Genomic DNA, 14,360 nt, shown 5'->3' with positions numbered 1-14,360 from the left:
CCACTCGTGCACACGCACCTTACTACCGCGCCGCCCGGATGGCACGACCAGGGTCCGGCGCCGGAAGCGGCGCGATCAGAACGGGTCTTGACGCCGCGCCCGGACCACTTTACGTTCGCGTTACTTCACCGGTTCAGTGGGAGCGCTCTCATACGACCGGTCGGAGCTTCGGGGGCTGACACAGACGGTCGAGCCTCCGCCGCGCGAAAGCGGGCGGGGGAAGGAGAGACAGATGCGCAAGCGGACGCCGATCCTCGTCCCGCTCCTGGCGGCGGCGGCCCTGACCGCCGCCGCGTGCTCCGGCGGCGGCCCCACCGTGGGCCCGACGGCGGCTCCTCCCGGCTCCCAGGGGGCGACCGGGGCGAACCCCGGGGCGCTGCCCCGCAACGAGACCCTCTACACCACCGGCACCCAGTGGGGACCGCCCGCCAACTTCAACCCCATCCGCGAGTGGGACTCCGCGACCGGCACGAAGGGCCTGGTCTACGAGACCCTGTTCCACTACGACCCCAACGCCGCCAAGCTCGTCCCGTGGCTGGCCGAGAGCGGCTCCTGGACCAGCCCCACCGTGTACGAGGCCAAGCTGCGCGCCGGCGTGAAGTGGTCCGACGGCAAGCCGCTGACGGCCGAGGACGTCGCCTTCTCCTTCGGGCTCGGCAAGATGGCGACCAGCCCCTACCACCACCTGTGGGACTGGCTGAAGAGCGCCGACGCCGTGGACGAGCGGACCGTGCGCTTCACCTTCTCCACCGCCAACTACCAGGAGTGGGACTTCAACCTCTACAGCCGCTCCATCGTGCCCGAGCACCTGTGGTCCGGCCGGTCGGAGGAGGACGTGCTCAACGGCGTCAACGACAAGCCCGTGGGCACGGGCGCCTACACGTACCAGAGCCACGACCAGGACCGCGTGGTGTGGAAGCGGCGCGACGACTGGTGGGGCAGGAGCGCGCTCGGCGTCGAGCCGAAGCCGCGCTACATCGTGGACGTGGCCACCCCCGGCAACGAGGTGGCCATGGGCATGCTGCTGCAGAAGGGCCTCGACCTGAGCAACAACTTCCTGCCCGGCGTGGCCAACCTGGTCAAGGGCAACTTCGGCATCGTGTCCTACTACGATCAGCCGCCGTACATGCTGTCGGCCAACACCGCCTGGCTGGTGCCCAACACGCGCAAGAAGCCCATGGACGACCCGGCCTTCCGCAAGGCGCTCGCCTCGTCCGTCGACACCAAGAAGATCGTCGAGGGCGTGTACGGCAACCTGGTCAAGGCCGCCAGCCCGACGGGGCTGCTGCCGCAGTGGGAGCAGTTCGTCGACCAGGCGGTGGTGGGCCGCAGCGGCTTCACCTTCGACACCGCCAAGGCCAAGAAGACGCTCGCCGACGCCGGCTACCGCGACCGCGACGGCGACGGGCTGGTGGAGAACAAGGACGGCTCCAGGATCAAGCTGACGCTCATCGTGCCCACCGGCTGGACCGACTGGATGGAGGCCGCCCGCACCATCGCGGCCGGCGCCAAGGCCGCCGGCATCGACGTCACCCCCGACTTCCCCGACTTCAACGCCCTGGTCGAGAAGCGCGGCAAGGGCGACTTCGACCTGCTGCTCAACAACGAGCGGCAGCTGTCCAGCACGCCCTGGACCTACTACGACTACATCTTCCAGCTCCCCGTCCAGAAGACGCAGAACACCGTCAACTTCGGCCGCTACGAGAACAAGCGGGCCTGGCAGCTCGTCCAGCGGCTCGACCAGGTCAGGACCGACGACACCGCGGGCATGAAGGCGATCATCTCCCAGCTCCAGCAGATCCACCTGGACGAGCTGCCGATCATCCCGCTCTGGTACAACGGCCTGTGGGCGCAGTCCAGCGTCAGCGTGTGGAAGAACTGGCCGTCGGCCAAGCCGGGCGCCCCCAAGTCGGCGCCGGCCATGTGGCGCAACTGGATGGAGCTCGGCGGCTTCGAGACCCTCACCCAGATCCAGCCCGCCGCCTCCTAGCGCTGGAGCCCCACGTGCGTCGTTACTTCGGCAGGAAACTGCTCGTCTACGCGCTGACCTTCGTGGTCGCCGTCACCGTCAACTGGATGATCCCGCGCTTCATGCCGGGCGACCCCGTGGCCGGCATGCTGGCCCGGGCCGGCGTCTCCCAGCCCGCCGCCGTCGAGGCCATGCGGGTCTACTACACGAACCTGTTCGGCCTCGACCGGCCGCTGTGGCAGCAGTACGCGAGCTTCTGGGGCACGCTGCTGCGGGGCGACTTCGGCATCAGCATCTGGCTGTTCCCCACCCCGGTCAGCACGGTCATCCTGCGCGCCGTGCCGTACACGCTCGGGCTCATGGTGCCGGCCGTGCTGCTGAGCTGGGTCGCCGGCAACCGGCTCGGCGCGTTCGCGGCGCGGCGCCGGCTGCTCGACAACACCGTCCTGCCCCTCGGGTACGTCCTGACCGCCACCCCGTACATGTGGCTGGCCGTGATCCTCGCCTGGGGGCTCGGCGTCGTCGCCGGCTGGTTCCCCGTGGCCGGCGGCTACAGCTTCTCCCTGCAGCCCTCCTTCACCGCCGGCTTCCTGCTCGACCTGCTGCACCACTGGGTGCTGCCGTTCCTGTCGTTGTTCCTCGTCGCGCTCGGCGGCTGGGCCATCGGCATGCGCAACATGATCATCTACGAGCTGGAGTCCGACTACGCGTCCTACCTGGCCGCGCTCGGCGCGCCCGCGCGGCTGATCCGCCGCTACGCCTTCCGCAACGCCGTCCTGCCGCAGATCACCGGGCTGGCCCTGCAGCTCGGCGTGCTCGTGGCCGGCGCGCTCGTCACCGAGATCGTCTTCTCCTATCCCGGCCTGGGCAGCCTCATCCTCAAGGCCATCCAGAACCAGGACTTCTTCCTCCTGCAGGGCACGTTCATGTTCATCGTGATCGGGGTGCTCGTGGCCAACTTCGTCATCGACCTCGTGTACGTCGTCGTCGATCCCCGTACCCGGGCCGGGATGGCGGGGGCGCGGGGATGACGGCGGCGCCCACCGAGACCCGGCCCGAGCCGCGCGTGGTGCGGCGCGAGGCCCTGCACTTCGCCGTGCGCAACGGCAAGCTGGTCACCGGCTTCGCCGTCGTGCTGGTCCTGCTGCTGACCGGCCTGCTCGGGCCGCTGCTGCTCGGCTCGGCCCCGCCCAACGAGTACGTCGCCGCGCCCATGCTGCCGCCGTCGGCCGAGCACTGGTTCGGCACCACGACCTTCGGCCAGGACGTCTTCACCCAGTTCGTCCACGGCCTGCGCACCACGTTCGCCGTCGGCGCGCTCGGCGGCGGCATCGCCGCGCTGATCGCGATGGTGGTCGGCTTCACCGCCGGCTACCGGGGCGGGCTGCCGGACGAGGCGCTGACCATGCTCACCAACGTCATCCTCGTCATCCCGACGCTGGCGGTGCTGCTCGTCGTCAACGCCTACCTCGGCGTCCGCGGCGTCGCCGTGCAGGGCCTGTTCATCGGGCTCACCTCCTGGCCGTGGGCGGCCCGCGCGATCAGGGCGCAGACGTTCTCGCTGCGCACCCGCGACTTCGTGGACCTGGCCCGGCTCAGCGGCCTCGGCACGGGCCGGATCATCGCCCGGGAGATCGCGCCGAACATGAGCTCCTACCTGTTCATGACCTTCATCCTGCTGTTCGGCGGCTCCGTCCTCATCGCCTCCTCGCTCGACTTCATCGGCCTCGGCCCCACCGAGGGCGTCTCGCTCGGGCTGATGCTGCAGAACGCCACCCAGTGGAGCGCGCTCCAGCTCGGCCTGTGGTGGTGGTTCGTCCCGCCCGGCGCGGCGATCACCGCCGTCGTCGGCGCCCTGTACGTCGCCAACGTCGGCCTCGACGAGGTCTTCAACCCGAAGCTGAGGACGACATGAGCCTGACGGTCACCGACCTGCGGGTCTCCTACCAGACGCTGCGCGGCGAGGTGCGGGCGCTCGACGGGGTGTCGTTCACCGTGGCCGACGGCGAGATCCTCGGCCTGGCCGGCGAGTCGGGCTGCGGCAAGACGACGCTCGGCAAGAGCCTCATCCGGCTGGACGGCCGCATGCGCCACGCCGGCGGCACCGTCGAGCTGGACGGCCGGGAGCTGCCCATCGCCGACGACCGGGCCATGAACGCCTTCCGCTTCCGCGAGGTGTCGCTCGTCCCGCAGTACTCGATGAGCGCCCTGAACCCGACCCGGAAGATCGGCCGCATGGTGGCCGAGCTGCTGCGCTCGCGCGGCGAGACCCCCGACCGCGCCAAGCTGGAGTCGCGCCTCGCCCAGGTCGGGCTGCCGCGCGAGGTGCTCGACCGCTACCCGATCGAGCTGTCCGGCGGCATGAGGCAGCGCGTGGTCATGGTGATCTCGACCCTGCTCGACCCGTCGCTGCTGATCGCCGACGAGATCACCTCCGCGCTCGACGTCTCCACCCAGCAGGCGGTCGCGCGGGCGCTGCTCGGCTTCCGCGACGCCGGGCACGTCACGAGCATGGTCTTCATCACCCACGACCTCGCGCTCACCGCCCGCATCGCCGACACGATCATGGTGATGTACGCCGGGCGGCTCGCCGAGAAGGCGCCCGCCGAGGTGCTGGTCGAACAGCCGCGCCACCCGTACACCCGGCTGCTCGTCAACGCGCTGCCCGAGGTCGGCGCCCGGCACGCGGGCCGGCGGCTGACCGGCATCGCCGGCAGCCCGCCCTCGCTGCTCGACCCGCCGCCCGGCTGCCGCTTCCGCGAGCGCTGTCCCCTCGCCGACGACGGCTGCGCAGAGCAGCCGCCCGTCACCGAGGTCGCCCCCGGCCACCACGTCGCCTGCTGGAAGGTCTGATGCTCACCTCCGACATGCTGAAACTCGACAACGTCACCAAGACGTACCGGGTCGGCGCCCTCGGCGGGAAGGCGGTGACCGCCGTGGACCGCGTCAGCTTCGACGTCCGGGCCGGCGAGGTGGTCTCGCTCATCGGCGAGAGCGGCAGCGGCAAGTCCACGATCGGCCGCATGATCCTCGGCCTCACCCCCGTCACGGGCGGCTCCATCACCGTCGCCGGCGCCCCCGTCCGCCCCGGCCGCGACTACTACCGCTCCGTCCAGGGCGTCTTCCAGGACCCGTTCAGCTGCTACAACCCGGTCTTCAAGGCCGACCGGGTGTTCCGGCTGATCAAGGAGACGTACCATCCGGGCGTGCCCGAGGACGAGTGGGCCGCGCGGGTCCGCGCGGCCGTGCGCGACGTCCGCCTCAACCCCGGGGAGGTCCTCGGCAAGTACCCCCACCAGCTCAGCGGCGGCCAGCTCCAGCGCATGCTCATCGCCCGCGCGCTGCTGCTGGACCTCAAGCTGCTCGTCGCCGACGAGATCACCAGCATGCTCGACGCCTCCACCCGCGTCGACGTGCTGAACCTGCTGGCCGACCTCAAGGCCCGCGGTCTCGCCGTGCTGTACGTCACGCACGACCTCGCGCTCGGCACCTACCTCGCCGAGCGGACCGTCGTGCTGTGGCGCGGCACGGTCGTGGAGCGCGGCCCGACCGAGCAGGTGTTCGGCGACCCGCTCCACCCCTACACCCGCCGGCTGCTGGCGGCCGTGCCCCGGCTGCACGCCCCCTGGGAGGACGCGCCCGAGGTGCGCTCCTGCCTCTACCACGACACGGGGGCCGTCGGCGGCCTGGCGGAGGCCACGCCGGGGCACTTCGTGGCCTGCGCCCGGCTCAGCGACTGCCAAGGAGACGTTTCTTGACTGTGTACCACCCGCTGTCCGACGGCTGGACCCTGCGGCCCGCCGGCACCGCCGTCCCCTCCGAGGTCCTGGACGCCGGGGCGGTGCCCGCGACCGTGCCCGGCTGCGTCCACACCGACCTGCTCGCCGCGGGCCTCATCGACGACCCCTACCTCGACGACAACGAGAACCGGCTGGGCTGGATCGGCGACACCCCCTGGACCTACGCCACCGCCTTCACCTGGACGCCCGACGGGCACGAGCGCACCGACCTCGTGTGCGAGGGCCTGGACACCGTCGCCACGGTCACGCTCAACGGCGTCCGCCTCGGGCAGACGGCCAACCAGCACCGCTCGTACCGCTTCCCGGTGCGCCACCTGCTGCGCGAGGGCGCCAACACGCTGGAGATCCGCTTCGACCCGGCCCCCGCGTACGCCGAGGCGTGGCGGGCGGCCCTCGGCGACCGGCCCGGCGCGTACGCGGCGCCGTACCCGTTCGTGCGCAAGGCGGCCTGCAACTTCGGCTGGGACTGGGGCCCGGCCCTCGTCACGGCCGGCGTCTGGCGGCCCGTCGGACTGGAGAGCTGGAGCGGCGCCCGCCTGGCCGAGGTCCGGCCCGTCGTCCGCGTCGCGGGGGATCGGGGGGAGGTGGAGGTGCACGTCCGGGTCGAGCGGACGTCGGAGGAGCCGCTGGTGGTGACGGCCGAGGTGGCCGGGGAGAGCGTCGAGGTGCCGATCCCCGCCGGGCGGCGCCGCGCGGTCGCGCGCCTGTCGGTGGAGGAGCCGGCGCTGTGGTGGCCCCGCGGGTACGGCGCCCCGCACCGCCACGACCTGACCGTCCGGCTCGGCGACGGCAACGGCCGGGCCGCGGGGGAGTGGCGGCGGAAGATCGGCTTCCGGACCGTCGAGCTGGAGCGCGAGGCGTTCCGGCTGACGGTCAACGGCGTGCCGGTGTTCGTGCGCGGCGTCAACTGGATCCCCGACGACTGCTTCCCGGCCCGCGTCACCCGCGAGCGCCTGGCCGGGCGGTTCGCCCAGGCCACCGGGGCGGGCGTCAACCTGCTGCGCGTCTGGGGCGGCGGCCTGTACGAGAGCGAGGACTTCTACGACCTGGCCGACGAGCTGGGCCTCATGGTCTGGCAGGACTTCCCGTTCGCCTGCGCCGCGTACCCGGAGGAGGAGCCGTTCCGCGCGGAGGTGGAGGCCGAGGCCCGCGAGAACGTCACCCGTCTGGCCCCCCACCCCAGCCTCGTGCTGTGGTGCGGCAACAACGAGAACCTGGAGGGACACGCGGACTGGGGCTGGCCCGAGCGCCTGGAGGGCCGCACCTGGGGCGCCGGCTTCTACCACGACCTGCTGCCCTCGATCGTCGCCGAGCTCGACCCCACGCGGCCGTACTGGCCGGGCAGCCCGTACTCCGGGTCGCCCGAGCTGCCGCCCAACGACCCGGCGAGCGGCACCGTGCACATCTGGGACGTGTGGAACCGCGAGGACTACACCCGCTACGCCGCCTACACCCCGCGCTTCGTCGCCGAGTTCGGCTTCCAGGGCCCGGCGGCGTACGCGACCATGCGCCGCGCCATCACCGGCGAGCTGGCCTGCGACGCGCCGCTCGTGCTGCACCACCAGAAGGCCGACGACGGCAACGGCAAGCTGCTGCGCGGCCTCGGCGACCACCTGCCGCGGCCGGGCACGTTCGACGCCTGGCACTGGCTGACCCAGCTCAACCAGGCCCGCGCCGTCAGCTACGGCATCGAGCGCTTCCGCGCGCTCGCCCCGCACTGCTCCGGCACGATCCTGTGGCAGCTCAACGACTGCTGGCCGGTGACCTCCTGGTCGGCGGTGGACGGCGACGGGCGGCGCAAGCCGCTGTGGTACGCGCTGCGCCGCGTCTACGCCGACCGGCTGCTGGCCGTGCTCGACGGCGAGGTCGCCGTCGTCAACGACGCCGACCGGCCGTGGCGGGGCGAGCTGCTGCTCGTCCGGCACGGGCTCGGCGGCGAGCCGCTGGCCAAGGAGGCCGTCCCGGTCGACGCGCCGCCCCGGTCGGCGGCCCGCATCCCGCTGCCCCCGGCCGTGGGCGTCCCGGGCGACCCGCGGCGCGAGCTGCTGGTCGCCCGGCTGGGCGAGAGCCGGGCCGTGGGCTTCTACGCCGAGGACACCGCCGTGGACTTCCCGCCGGCCGCCTACGAGGCGCGCGCCGAGCCGGTCGCGGGCGGCTACCGGGTCACGGTCACCGCCCGGACGGTGCTGCGCGACCTGGCGCTGTTCCCCGACCGGCTGGACCCCGGCGCCTCGGTGGACGACATGCTCGTCACCCTGCTGCCGGGGGAGTCGGCGACGTTCACCGTGGCGACCGGCCAGGAGCTGGACCCTGGCGCCCTGACCGGCCACCCCGTCCTACGGTGCGTCAACGAGACTGCGCCCTGACGCGTTGACCGGGCCGTCCCGCTCCGGCAGGGCGGCCCGTGCGGCCACCTCCACCCGGCCGTCCGCCACCCGCGCCGGATAGGTCGGCACCGCCGTGCCCGGCTCGTCCAGGCAGGCGCCCGTGACCAGCGAGAACACCTGCTTGTGCAGGGGGGAGGCCACCGTCGGCTCGCCGCCCCGCGTGCCGACGATGCCCCGGGAGAGCACATGGGCGCCGCTGAACGGGTCGAGGTTGCCGATCGCGTACACGGCGCCGTCGAAGGTGCGGAAGACGGCCACCTGCTCGCCGCCCACCAGGGCGCACACGCCGCGCTCCGGCAGCAGCACGTGGTAGTCGCACACGGTCGTCCAGGTCATGGGAAGGGTCACGGTCACGGGGTCACCACCATCGGCTTGATCTGGTCACGTTCGCGTTCGAAGACGATCGAGGGGTCGGGGACGCCGGGGGCGTTGACGAAGCTGACGAAGCGGCTCAGCTTCTCCGGGTCCTCGATGGTGGCCCGCCACTCGTCCTCGTACGTGGACACGTGGTGGGCCATCTGGGCGTCCAGCTCGGCGCACAGCCCCAGCGAGTCGTTCACGATCACGTCGCGGACGTGGTCGAGGCCGCCCTCGATGGACTCGACCCAGGCGGCGGTGCGCTGGAGCCGGTCGGCCGTGCGGATGTAGTACATGAGGAACCGGTCGATGGTCCTGATCAGCTCGTCCGTGGTCAGGTCGGAGGCGAACAGGTCGGCGTGGCGGGGCTTGAAGCCGCCGTTGCCGCCGACGTACAGGTTCCAGCCCTGCTCGGTCGCGATGATGCCGAAGTCCTTCGAGCGGGCCTCGGCGCACTCGCGGGCGCAGCCCGACACCGCCGACTTCAGCTTGTGCGGGGCCCGCAGGCCGCGATAACGCAGTTCGAGGGCGATGGCCAGGCCCACCGAGTCCTGCACGCCGTAGCGGCACCAGGTGGAGCCGACGCACGACTTCACCGTGCGCAGCGCCTTGCCGTACGCGTGGCCCGACTCGAACCCGGCGTCCACCAGCCGCTTCCAGATCTGCGGGAGCTGTTCGACGCGGGCGCCGAACAGGTCGATCCGCTGCCCGCCGGTGATCTTGGTGTAGAGGCCGAAGTCGCGGGCCACCTCGCCGATCACGATGAGCTTGTCCGGCGTGATCTCGCCGCCCGGGATGCGCGGGACGACCGAGTAGGTGCCGTTCTTCTGGATGTTGGCCAGGTACGCGTCGTTGGTGTCCTGCAGCGCCGCCCGCTCGCCCTCCAGCACGTGCCCGTTGTGCAGCGAGGCCAGGATCGAGGCCACCGTGGGCTTGCAGATGTCGCAGCCGCGCCCCGTCCCGTGGCCCGCGATCAGCTCCGAGAACGTCGTGACGCCGCGCACGCGGATGATGTCGAACAGCTCGGCCCGCGAGTAGGTGAAGTGCTCGCACAGCGCCTTGCTGATCTCGACGCCCGACTTCTCCAGGAGCTGCTTGAGCATCGGCACGCAGCTGCCGCACGTGGTGCCGGCCCGCGTGCACGCCTTGACCCCGGGGACGTCGCTCACGCCCTTGTCGGCGATGGCGGCGCGCACCGCGCCCGCGCTCACGTTGTTGCAGGAGCAGACCTGCGCCTCGTCCGGCAGGTCCAGGCCGGCCGCGCCCGTCCCGGTGAACAGCAGGTCGGCCGGCGCGGCCGGCAGCGGCTTGCCGACGAACGGCCGCAGCGTCGCGTACGGCGCGGCGTCGCCCACGCAGATGCCGCCGAGCAGCGTCCGGGCGTCGTCGCTGATGAACAGCCTCTTGTAGACGCCGCCCACCGGGTCCATGTACGTGACGTCGAGCGCCCCGCTCATCGCCCCGAACTGGGCCACCTCGACGCCGAGCAGCTTCAGCTTGGTCGACAGGTCAGCCCCCTCGAAGACGGCCGTCCCGCCGAGGATCCGGTCGGCGGCCACCTCGGCCATCGTGTTGCACGGCCCGACCAGGCCGTAGACCTGGCCGCCGGCCAGCGCGCACTCGCCGATGGCGTACACGGCCGGGTCGGAGGTGCGCATGCCCGCGTCCACCACGACGCCGCCGCGCTCGCCCACGTCGATCCCGGCGGCCCGGGCCAGCTCGTCGCGCGGCCTGATCCCGGCCGAGAAGACGACGATCTGCGCGTCGAGCAGGGAGCCGTCGGGCTTGCGCAGGCCGGTGACCCGCCCCTCGGCGTCGGTGACGACCTCCTGGACGCCCGCGCCGGCGTGGACGCTCAGCCCCAGGTCCTCGATGTGGCCCTTCAGGACCGCGCCGCCGCCCTCGTCCACCTGGCGCGGCATGAGCCACGGGCTCATCTCCACGATGTGCGTGCGCAGGCCCAGGCCGCGCAGCGCGTCGGCCGCCTCCAGGCCGAGCAGGCCGCCGCCGACCACCACGCCCTCCGACGCGCCGTCCGACGCCGCCCGGATCGCGTCGAGGTCGTCGATCGTGCGGTAGACGTGGGCGTGCTCCGCCCCCGGCACCGGCGGCACGAACGGCGCCGACCCGGTGGCCAGGACCAGCACGTCGTACGGCACCGTGGCGCCCCCGGCCGTGGCGACCACGCGCGCCTCCCGGTCGATACCGGTCACGCGGGTCCCGAGCAGGGTCTCGACGCCCTCGGGCACCGCGTAGGTCAGGTCCGCGAGGCTCGTGCCGGTCAGGTACGACGTCAGCGCCACCCGGTCGTAGGCGGGGCGGGGCTCCTCGCCGATCACCGTGATCCGGCCGTCGAAGCCCCGCTCGCGCAGCGCCTCCACGAACCGGTGGGCGGCGGGCCCGTACCCCGCGACGACGACTCGGCTCATGCCGAAACTCCTTCCTGCTCACACAGCCAGCCGACGATGCCCTCGACGGCGTCGCGGCAGGTGCCGCAGCCGGTCGTGGCCCTGGTCGCCGCCGCTATCCCGGCCACGTCCCGCGCGCCGGCCTCCCAGCACGCCCGGATCTGGCCCTTGGTCACGTTGTTGCACTGGCACACCCGGGCCGCGTCCGGCATCAGCGTCGGGCTGTCGGCCACGTGCGCCGCCGACGACAGGCCCGGGAACAGCAGCCCGGCCCGGTCGCCCGGCAGCGTGCCGCCCCGGTCGAACAGCTGCGTCAGCGTGCCGACCGCGTCGCTCTCGCCCAGCAGGATCGCGCCCACCAGCCGGCCGTCGCGGATGACGAGCTTGCGGTAGGTGCCGCGGGCCCGGTGGCTGAAGCGCACCACCTCGGCGTGCTCCTCGGTGAGCTGCGTCTCGCCCATCGCGGCCAGCTCCACGCTCTTGGCCTTCAACCGGGTCACCAGCCGCGAGCCCCGGTAGAGCGCCTTGCCGCCGGTGATGACGTCGGCCGCCACCGTGGCCTGCTCCCAGGCGGGCGCCACCAGGCCGTACACGGTGCCGTCGTGCTCGGCGCACTCGCCGATCGCGAAGATCGACGGGTCGTCGGTGCGCATCTCGTCGTCCACGACGACGCCGCGCCGCACCTCCAGCCCGGCGTCGGCGGCCAGGCCGGTGAGCGGGCGCACGCCGCAGGCCAGGATCACCAGGTCGCCCTCGACCAGCTCGCCGTCCGCCAGCGCCACGCCGTCCGCGCGCACCTCCCGCGCGGTCACGCCGGTGCGGATGTCCACGCCCAGCCCGGCCAGCGTCTCGCCGAGCACCTGCCCGGCCTCCACGTCGAGCTGGCGCTCCATCAGGTGGCCGGCCAGGTGCAGCAGCGTCACGGGCAGGCCCCGCCCGGCCAGGCCGCGGGCCGCCTCGACGCCGAGCAGCCCGCCGCCGACGACCACGGCCCGCCGGCTGCGCCCGGCCGCCTCCAGGATGCGCTCGCAGTCGTCCAGCGTGCGGAACGGGATCGCCCGCTCCACGCCGGGGATGGGCGGCACGATCGCCTCGCTGCCGGTGGCCAGGACGAGCACGTCGTACGGCACCCGCCGCCCGTCCTCGGTGACCACCATGCGGGCGTCCCGGTCCAGGCACGTGACGGCGCTGCCGAACACCGCCTCCACCCCGTGCGCGGCGTACCACGACGGCTCCACCAGCCGCACCTGGTCGGGCCGGGTCGTCCCGGCCAGCACGTTCGACAGCAGCACCCTGTTGTACGGCCGGCACGTCTCGGCGCCGAGCACCGTGACCGTGACGTGCGGGTCGCGCGCCCGCACCTCGCTGACCAGCCGTGAGCCGGCCATGCCGTTGCCTACGACGACGAGTCTCATGCGACCCTCTCCACTCTGACGGCGCACACCTTGAACTCCGGCATCCGGGAGACGGGATCGAGCGCGGGGTTGGTCAGGCGGTTGACGCCCTCCCAGTGGAACGGCATGAACACCGTGTCGCGCCTGATCGCGTCGCTGATCCTGGCCACCCACCGGCCCTCGCCCCGCCTGCTGGTGACCCGCACCAGGTCGCCGGCGCCGATCTCCAGCTCGCCGGCGAGGTCCGGGTGCAGCTCCACGAACGGCTCGGGCGCCGCCTCGGCCAGCGGGGCGATGCGGCGGGTCTGAGCGCCGCTCTGGTACTGGGCGAGCACCCGGCCGGTCGTGAGGTAGAGGGGGTAGTCCTCGTCGATCTCCTCGACGGCCGGGCGGTGCTCGACCGCCACGAACCTGGCCCGGCCGTCCGGGGTGGCGAACCGGTCGAGGAACGGCCGCGGCGTGCCGGGGTGGTCGGGGGAGGGGCAGGGCCAGAAGACGCCCTTCTCCGCCTCGATCCGCTCGTACGTGATGCCCGCGTAGTCGGCGAGCCCGCCCGCGCTGGCCCGGCGCAGCTCGTCGAACACCTCGCGCGGGTCGGCGGAGAACGCGTGGCCGAACCGCTTGGCCAGCCCCTGCAGCAGCTCCAGGTCGCCGCGGACGCCGTCGGGCGGCCGGACCGCCTGGCGGCGCAGCAGCACCCTGCCCTCCAGGTTCGTCATCGTGCCGGTCTCCTCGGCCCACTGGGTGACCGGGAAGACCACGTTGGCCATGGCGGCGGTCTCCGACAGCACGACGTCGGCCACCACCAGCAGGTCCAGGGCGCGCAGCCGGTCGGCGACGTGCCCCGAGCGGGGCGCCGAGACCACCGGGTTCGAGCCGAACAGCAGCAGCGCCCGCGGCCCCTCCGGGGTGCCGAGCGCGTCCAGCAGCTCGTAGGCCGAACGGCCGGGGCCGGGCAGGTCCTCGGGCGGGACCCCCCACACGCGGGCGACGTGCTCGCGGGCCGCCGGGTCGTCGATCCGGCGGTAGCCGGGGAGCTGGTCGGCCTTCTGGCCGTGCTCCCGTCCGCCCTGGCCGTTGCCCTGCCCGGTCAGGCAGCCGTACCCGGAGCCCTCCCGGCCGGGCAGGCCGAGCGCCAGCGCCAGGTTGATGAACGCGGTGACCGTGTCGGTGCCCTTGGCGTGCTGCTCGGCGCCGCGCCCGGTGAGCACGATCCCGCGCCCGGCCGAGGCCAGCGCGCGGACCGCCTGCCGCATGCGGGGCACCGGCACGCCGGTGATCCGCTCGACCCGCTCCGGCCACCACGAGGCGAGCGAGGTGCGCACCGCGTCGAAGCCGGAGGTGCGGGCGGCGACGTACTCCTCGTCCACCAGCCCGTCGGCGATCGCCAGGTGCAGCAGGCCGAGCGCCAGCGCCAGGTCGGTGCCCGGGGTCGGCTGCAGGTGCAGCCAGGCGAGCTTGGCGGTCGCGGTGCGGCGCGGGTCCACGACGATGAGCCGCGGCCCGTTCAGGTGCCGCACGAACGGCGGCATCGTCTCGGCCACGTTGCCGCCGGCCAGCAGCACCACGTCGGCCTCGGCGAGGTCCGTGACCGGGAACGGCATGCCGCGGTCCATCCCGAACGCCCGCGACGATGCGGCGGCGGCCGACGACATGCAGAAGCGGCCGTTGTAGTCGATCTGGCTCGTGCCGAGCACCACCCGGGCGAACTTGCCGAGCTGGTAGGCCTTCTCGTTGGTCAGCCCGCCGCCGCCGAACACGGCCACGCCGTCGGGGCCGTGCTCGGCGCGGATCTCGGACAGCCGGCCGGCCACGTGGTCGAGCGCGCTCTCCCACGAGACGGGCCTGCCGTGCAGCAGCGGGGTGGTCAGGCGCTCGCCGCCGGTCAGCAGCTCGGCCGCGGTCCAGCCCTTCTGGCACAGGGCGCCGCCGGCGTTGGCGGGGATGTCGGTCCGGGGACTGATCACCGCCTCGGCGGTGATGGCCATGCCGCACTGCAGGGCGCAGTAGGGGCAGTGGCTCAGCACGGGAAGGTCCGTCATGTC

The 14,360-nt window shown here is 73.0% G+C and carries 10 protein-coding genes; 6 read left to right on the top strand and 4 right to left on the bottom strand.

The window, feature by feature from the left end; all coding sequences use genetic code 11:
• The first annotated feature begins 232 nt into the window (after window positions 1-232).
• From HT134_RS29215 to HT134_RS29190, 6 genes are read left to right on the top strand one after another with little or no spacing between them, the layout of a single operon-like run.
• Window positions 233-1,990 (top strand): ABC transporter substrate-binding protein, encoded by a 1,758-nt coding sequence (locus tag HT134_RS29215; protein WP_175603665.1) that lies wholly within the window; start codon window positions 233-235, stop codon window positions 1,988-1,990.
• Between the two features lie 14 nt (window positions 1,991-2,004).
• Window positions 2,005-3,000 (top strand): ABC transporter permease, encoded by a 996-nt coding sequence (locus HT134_RS29210; protein ID WP_175603664.1) that lies wholly within the window; start codon window positions 2,005-2,007, stop codon window positions 2,998-3,000.
• A complete protein-coding gene (locus HT134_RS29205) occupies window positions 2,997-3,884 on the top strand; it encodes an ABC transporter permease (RefSeq protein ID WP_175603663.1) in 888 nt (295 codons plus the stop codon). The genes HT134_RS29210 and HT134_RS29205 overlap by 4 nt, the downstream gene beginning before the upstream one ends.
• On the top strand, window positions 3,881-4,822 hold the full coding sequence (locus HT134_RS29200; RefSeq protein ID WP_175603662.1) for an ABC transporter ATP-binding protein: 942 nt from the start codon (window positions 3,881-3,883) through the stop codon (window positions 4,820-4,822). Before HT134_RS29205 ends, HT134_RS29200 begins: the two co-directional genes overlap by 4 nt.
• 14 nt (window positions 4,823-4,836) lie before the next feature.
• Window positions 4,837-5,727 carry an ABC transporter ATP-binding protein gene (locus HT134_RS29195; protein ID WP_175603827.1) on the top strand — a complete coding sequence of 297 codons (891 nt, stop codon included), beginning with the start codon at window positions 4,837-4,839 and terminating at the stop codon, window positions 5,725-5,727.
• Window positions 5,724-8,135: a glycoside hydrolase family 2 protein gene (locus HT134_RS29190; protein WP_175603661.1), complete on the top strand. Its 2,412-nt coding sequence runs from the start codon at window positions 5,724-5,726 to the stop codon at window positions 8,133-8,135. Before HT134_RS29195 ends, HT134_RS29190 begins: the two co-directional genes overlap by 4 nt.
• Here HT134_RS29190 and nirD read toward each other — a convergent pair.
• Genes nirD through HT134_RS29170 form a run of 4 tightly spaced genes read right to left on the bottom strand, consistent with a single transcriptional unit; the run spans window position 8,106 to window position 14,357 of the window.
• The gene (nirD, locus tag HT134_RS29185) at window positions 8,106-8,510 is read right to left on the bottom strand and encodes a nitrite reductase small subunit NirD (protein WP_312888520.1); all 405 of its coding nucleotides are present in this window, start codon (window positions 8,508-8,510) and stop codon (window positions 8,106-8,108) included. The genes HT134_RS29190 and nirD overlap by 30 nt on opposite strands.
• Window positions 8,507-10,942: a nitrite reductase large subunit NirB gene (nirB, locus tag HT134_RS29180; RefSeq protein WP_175603660.1), complete on the bottom strand. Its 2,436-nt coding sequence runs from the start codon at window positions 10,940-10,942 to the stop codon at window positions 8,507-8,509. Before nirB ends, nirD begins: the two co-directional genes overlap by 4 nt.
• Window positions 10,939-12,336 (bottom strand): FAD-dependent oxidoreductase, encoded by a 1,398-nt coding sequence (locus HT134_RS29175; RefSeq protein WP_175603659.1) that lies wholly within the window; start codon window positions 12,334-12,336, stop codon window positions 10,939-10,941. Before HT134_RS29175 ends, nirB begins: the two co-directional genes overlap by 4 nt.
• Window positions 12,333-14,357, bottom strand: coding sequence for a molybdopterin oxidoreductase family protein (locus HT134_RS29170; RefSeq protein ID WP_175603658.1), 2,025 nt, complete (start codon window positions 14,355-14,357; stop codon window positions 12,333-12,335). Before HT134_RS29170 ends, HT134_RS29175 begins: the two co-directional genes overlap by 4 nt.
• Window positions 14,358-14,360 lie beyond the last annotated feature (3 nt).

The organism is Nonomuraea rhodomycinica (assembly GCF_013363995.1).
Classification (GTDB): Bacteria; Actinomycetota; Actinomycetes; order Streptosporangiales; family Streptosporangiaceae; genus Nonomuraea; species Nonomuraea rhodomycinica.
This window is presented reverse-complemented; position numbering and strand designations above follow the sequence as displayed.

Excerpts from the sequence above, each read along its gene's own strand:
- HT134_RS29205 (WP_175603663.1), top strand. The coding sequence starts at position 2,997 with ATGACGGCGGCGCCCACCGAGACCCGGCCCGAGCCGCGCGTGGTGCGG.
- HT134_RS29195 (WP_175603827.1), top strand. The coding sequence starts at position 4,837 with ATGCTGAAACTCGACAACGTCACCAAGACGTACCGGGTCGGCGCCCTC.
- nirB (WP_175603660.1), bottom strand. The coding sequence starts at position 10,942 with ATGAGCCGAGTCGTCGTCGCGGGGTACGGGCCCGCCGCCCACCGGTTC.
- HT134_RS29175 (WP_175603659.1), bottom strand. The coding sequence starts at position 12,336 with ATGAGACTCGTCGTCGTAGGCAACGGCATGGCCGGCTCACGGCTGGTC.
- HT134_RS29200 (WP_175603662.1), top strand. The coding sequence starts at position 3,881 with ATGAGCCTGACGGTCACCGACCTGCGGGTCTCCTACCAGACGCTGCGC.
- HT134_RS29170 (WP_175603658.1), bottom strand. The coding sequence starts at position 14,357 with ATGACGGACCTTCCCGTGCTGAGCCACTGCCCCTACTGCGCCCTGCAG.
- HT134_RS29215 (WP_175603665.1), top strand. The coding sequence starts at position 233 with ATGCGCAAGCGGACGCCGATCCTCGTCCCGCTCCTGGCGGCGGCGGCC.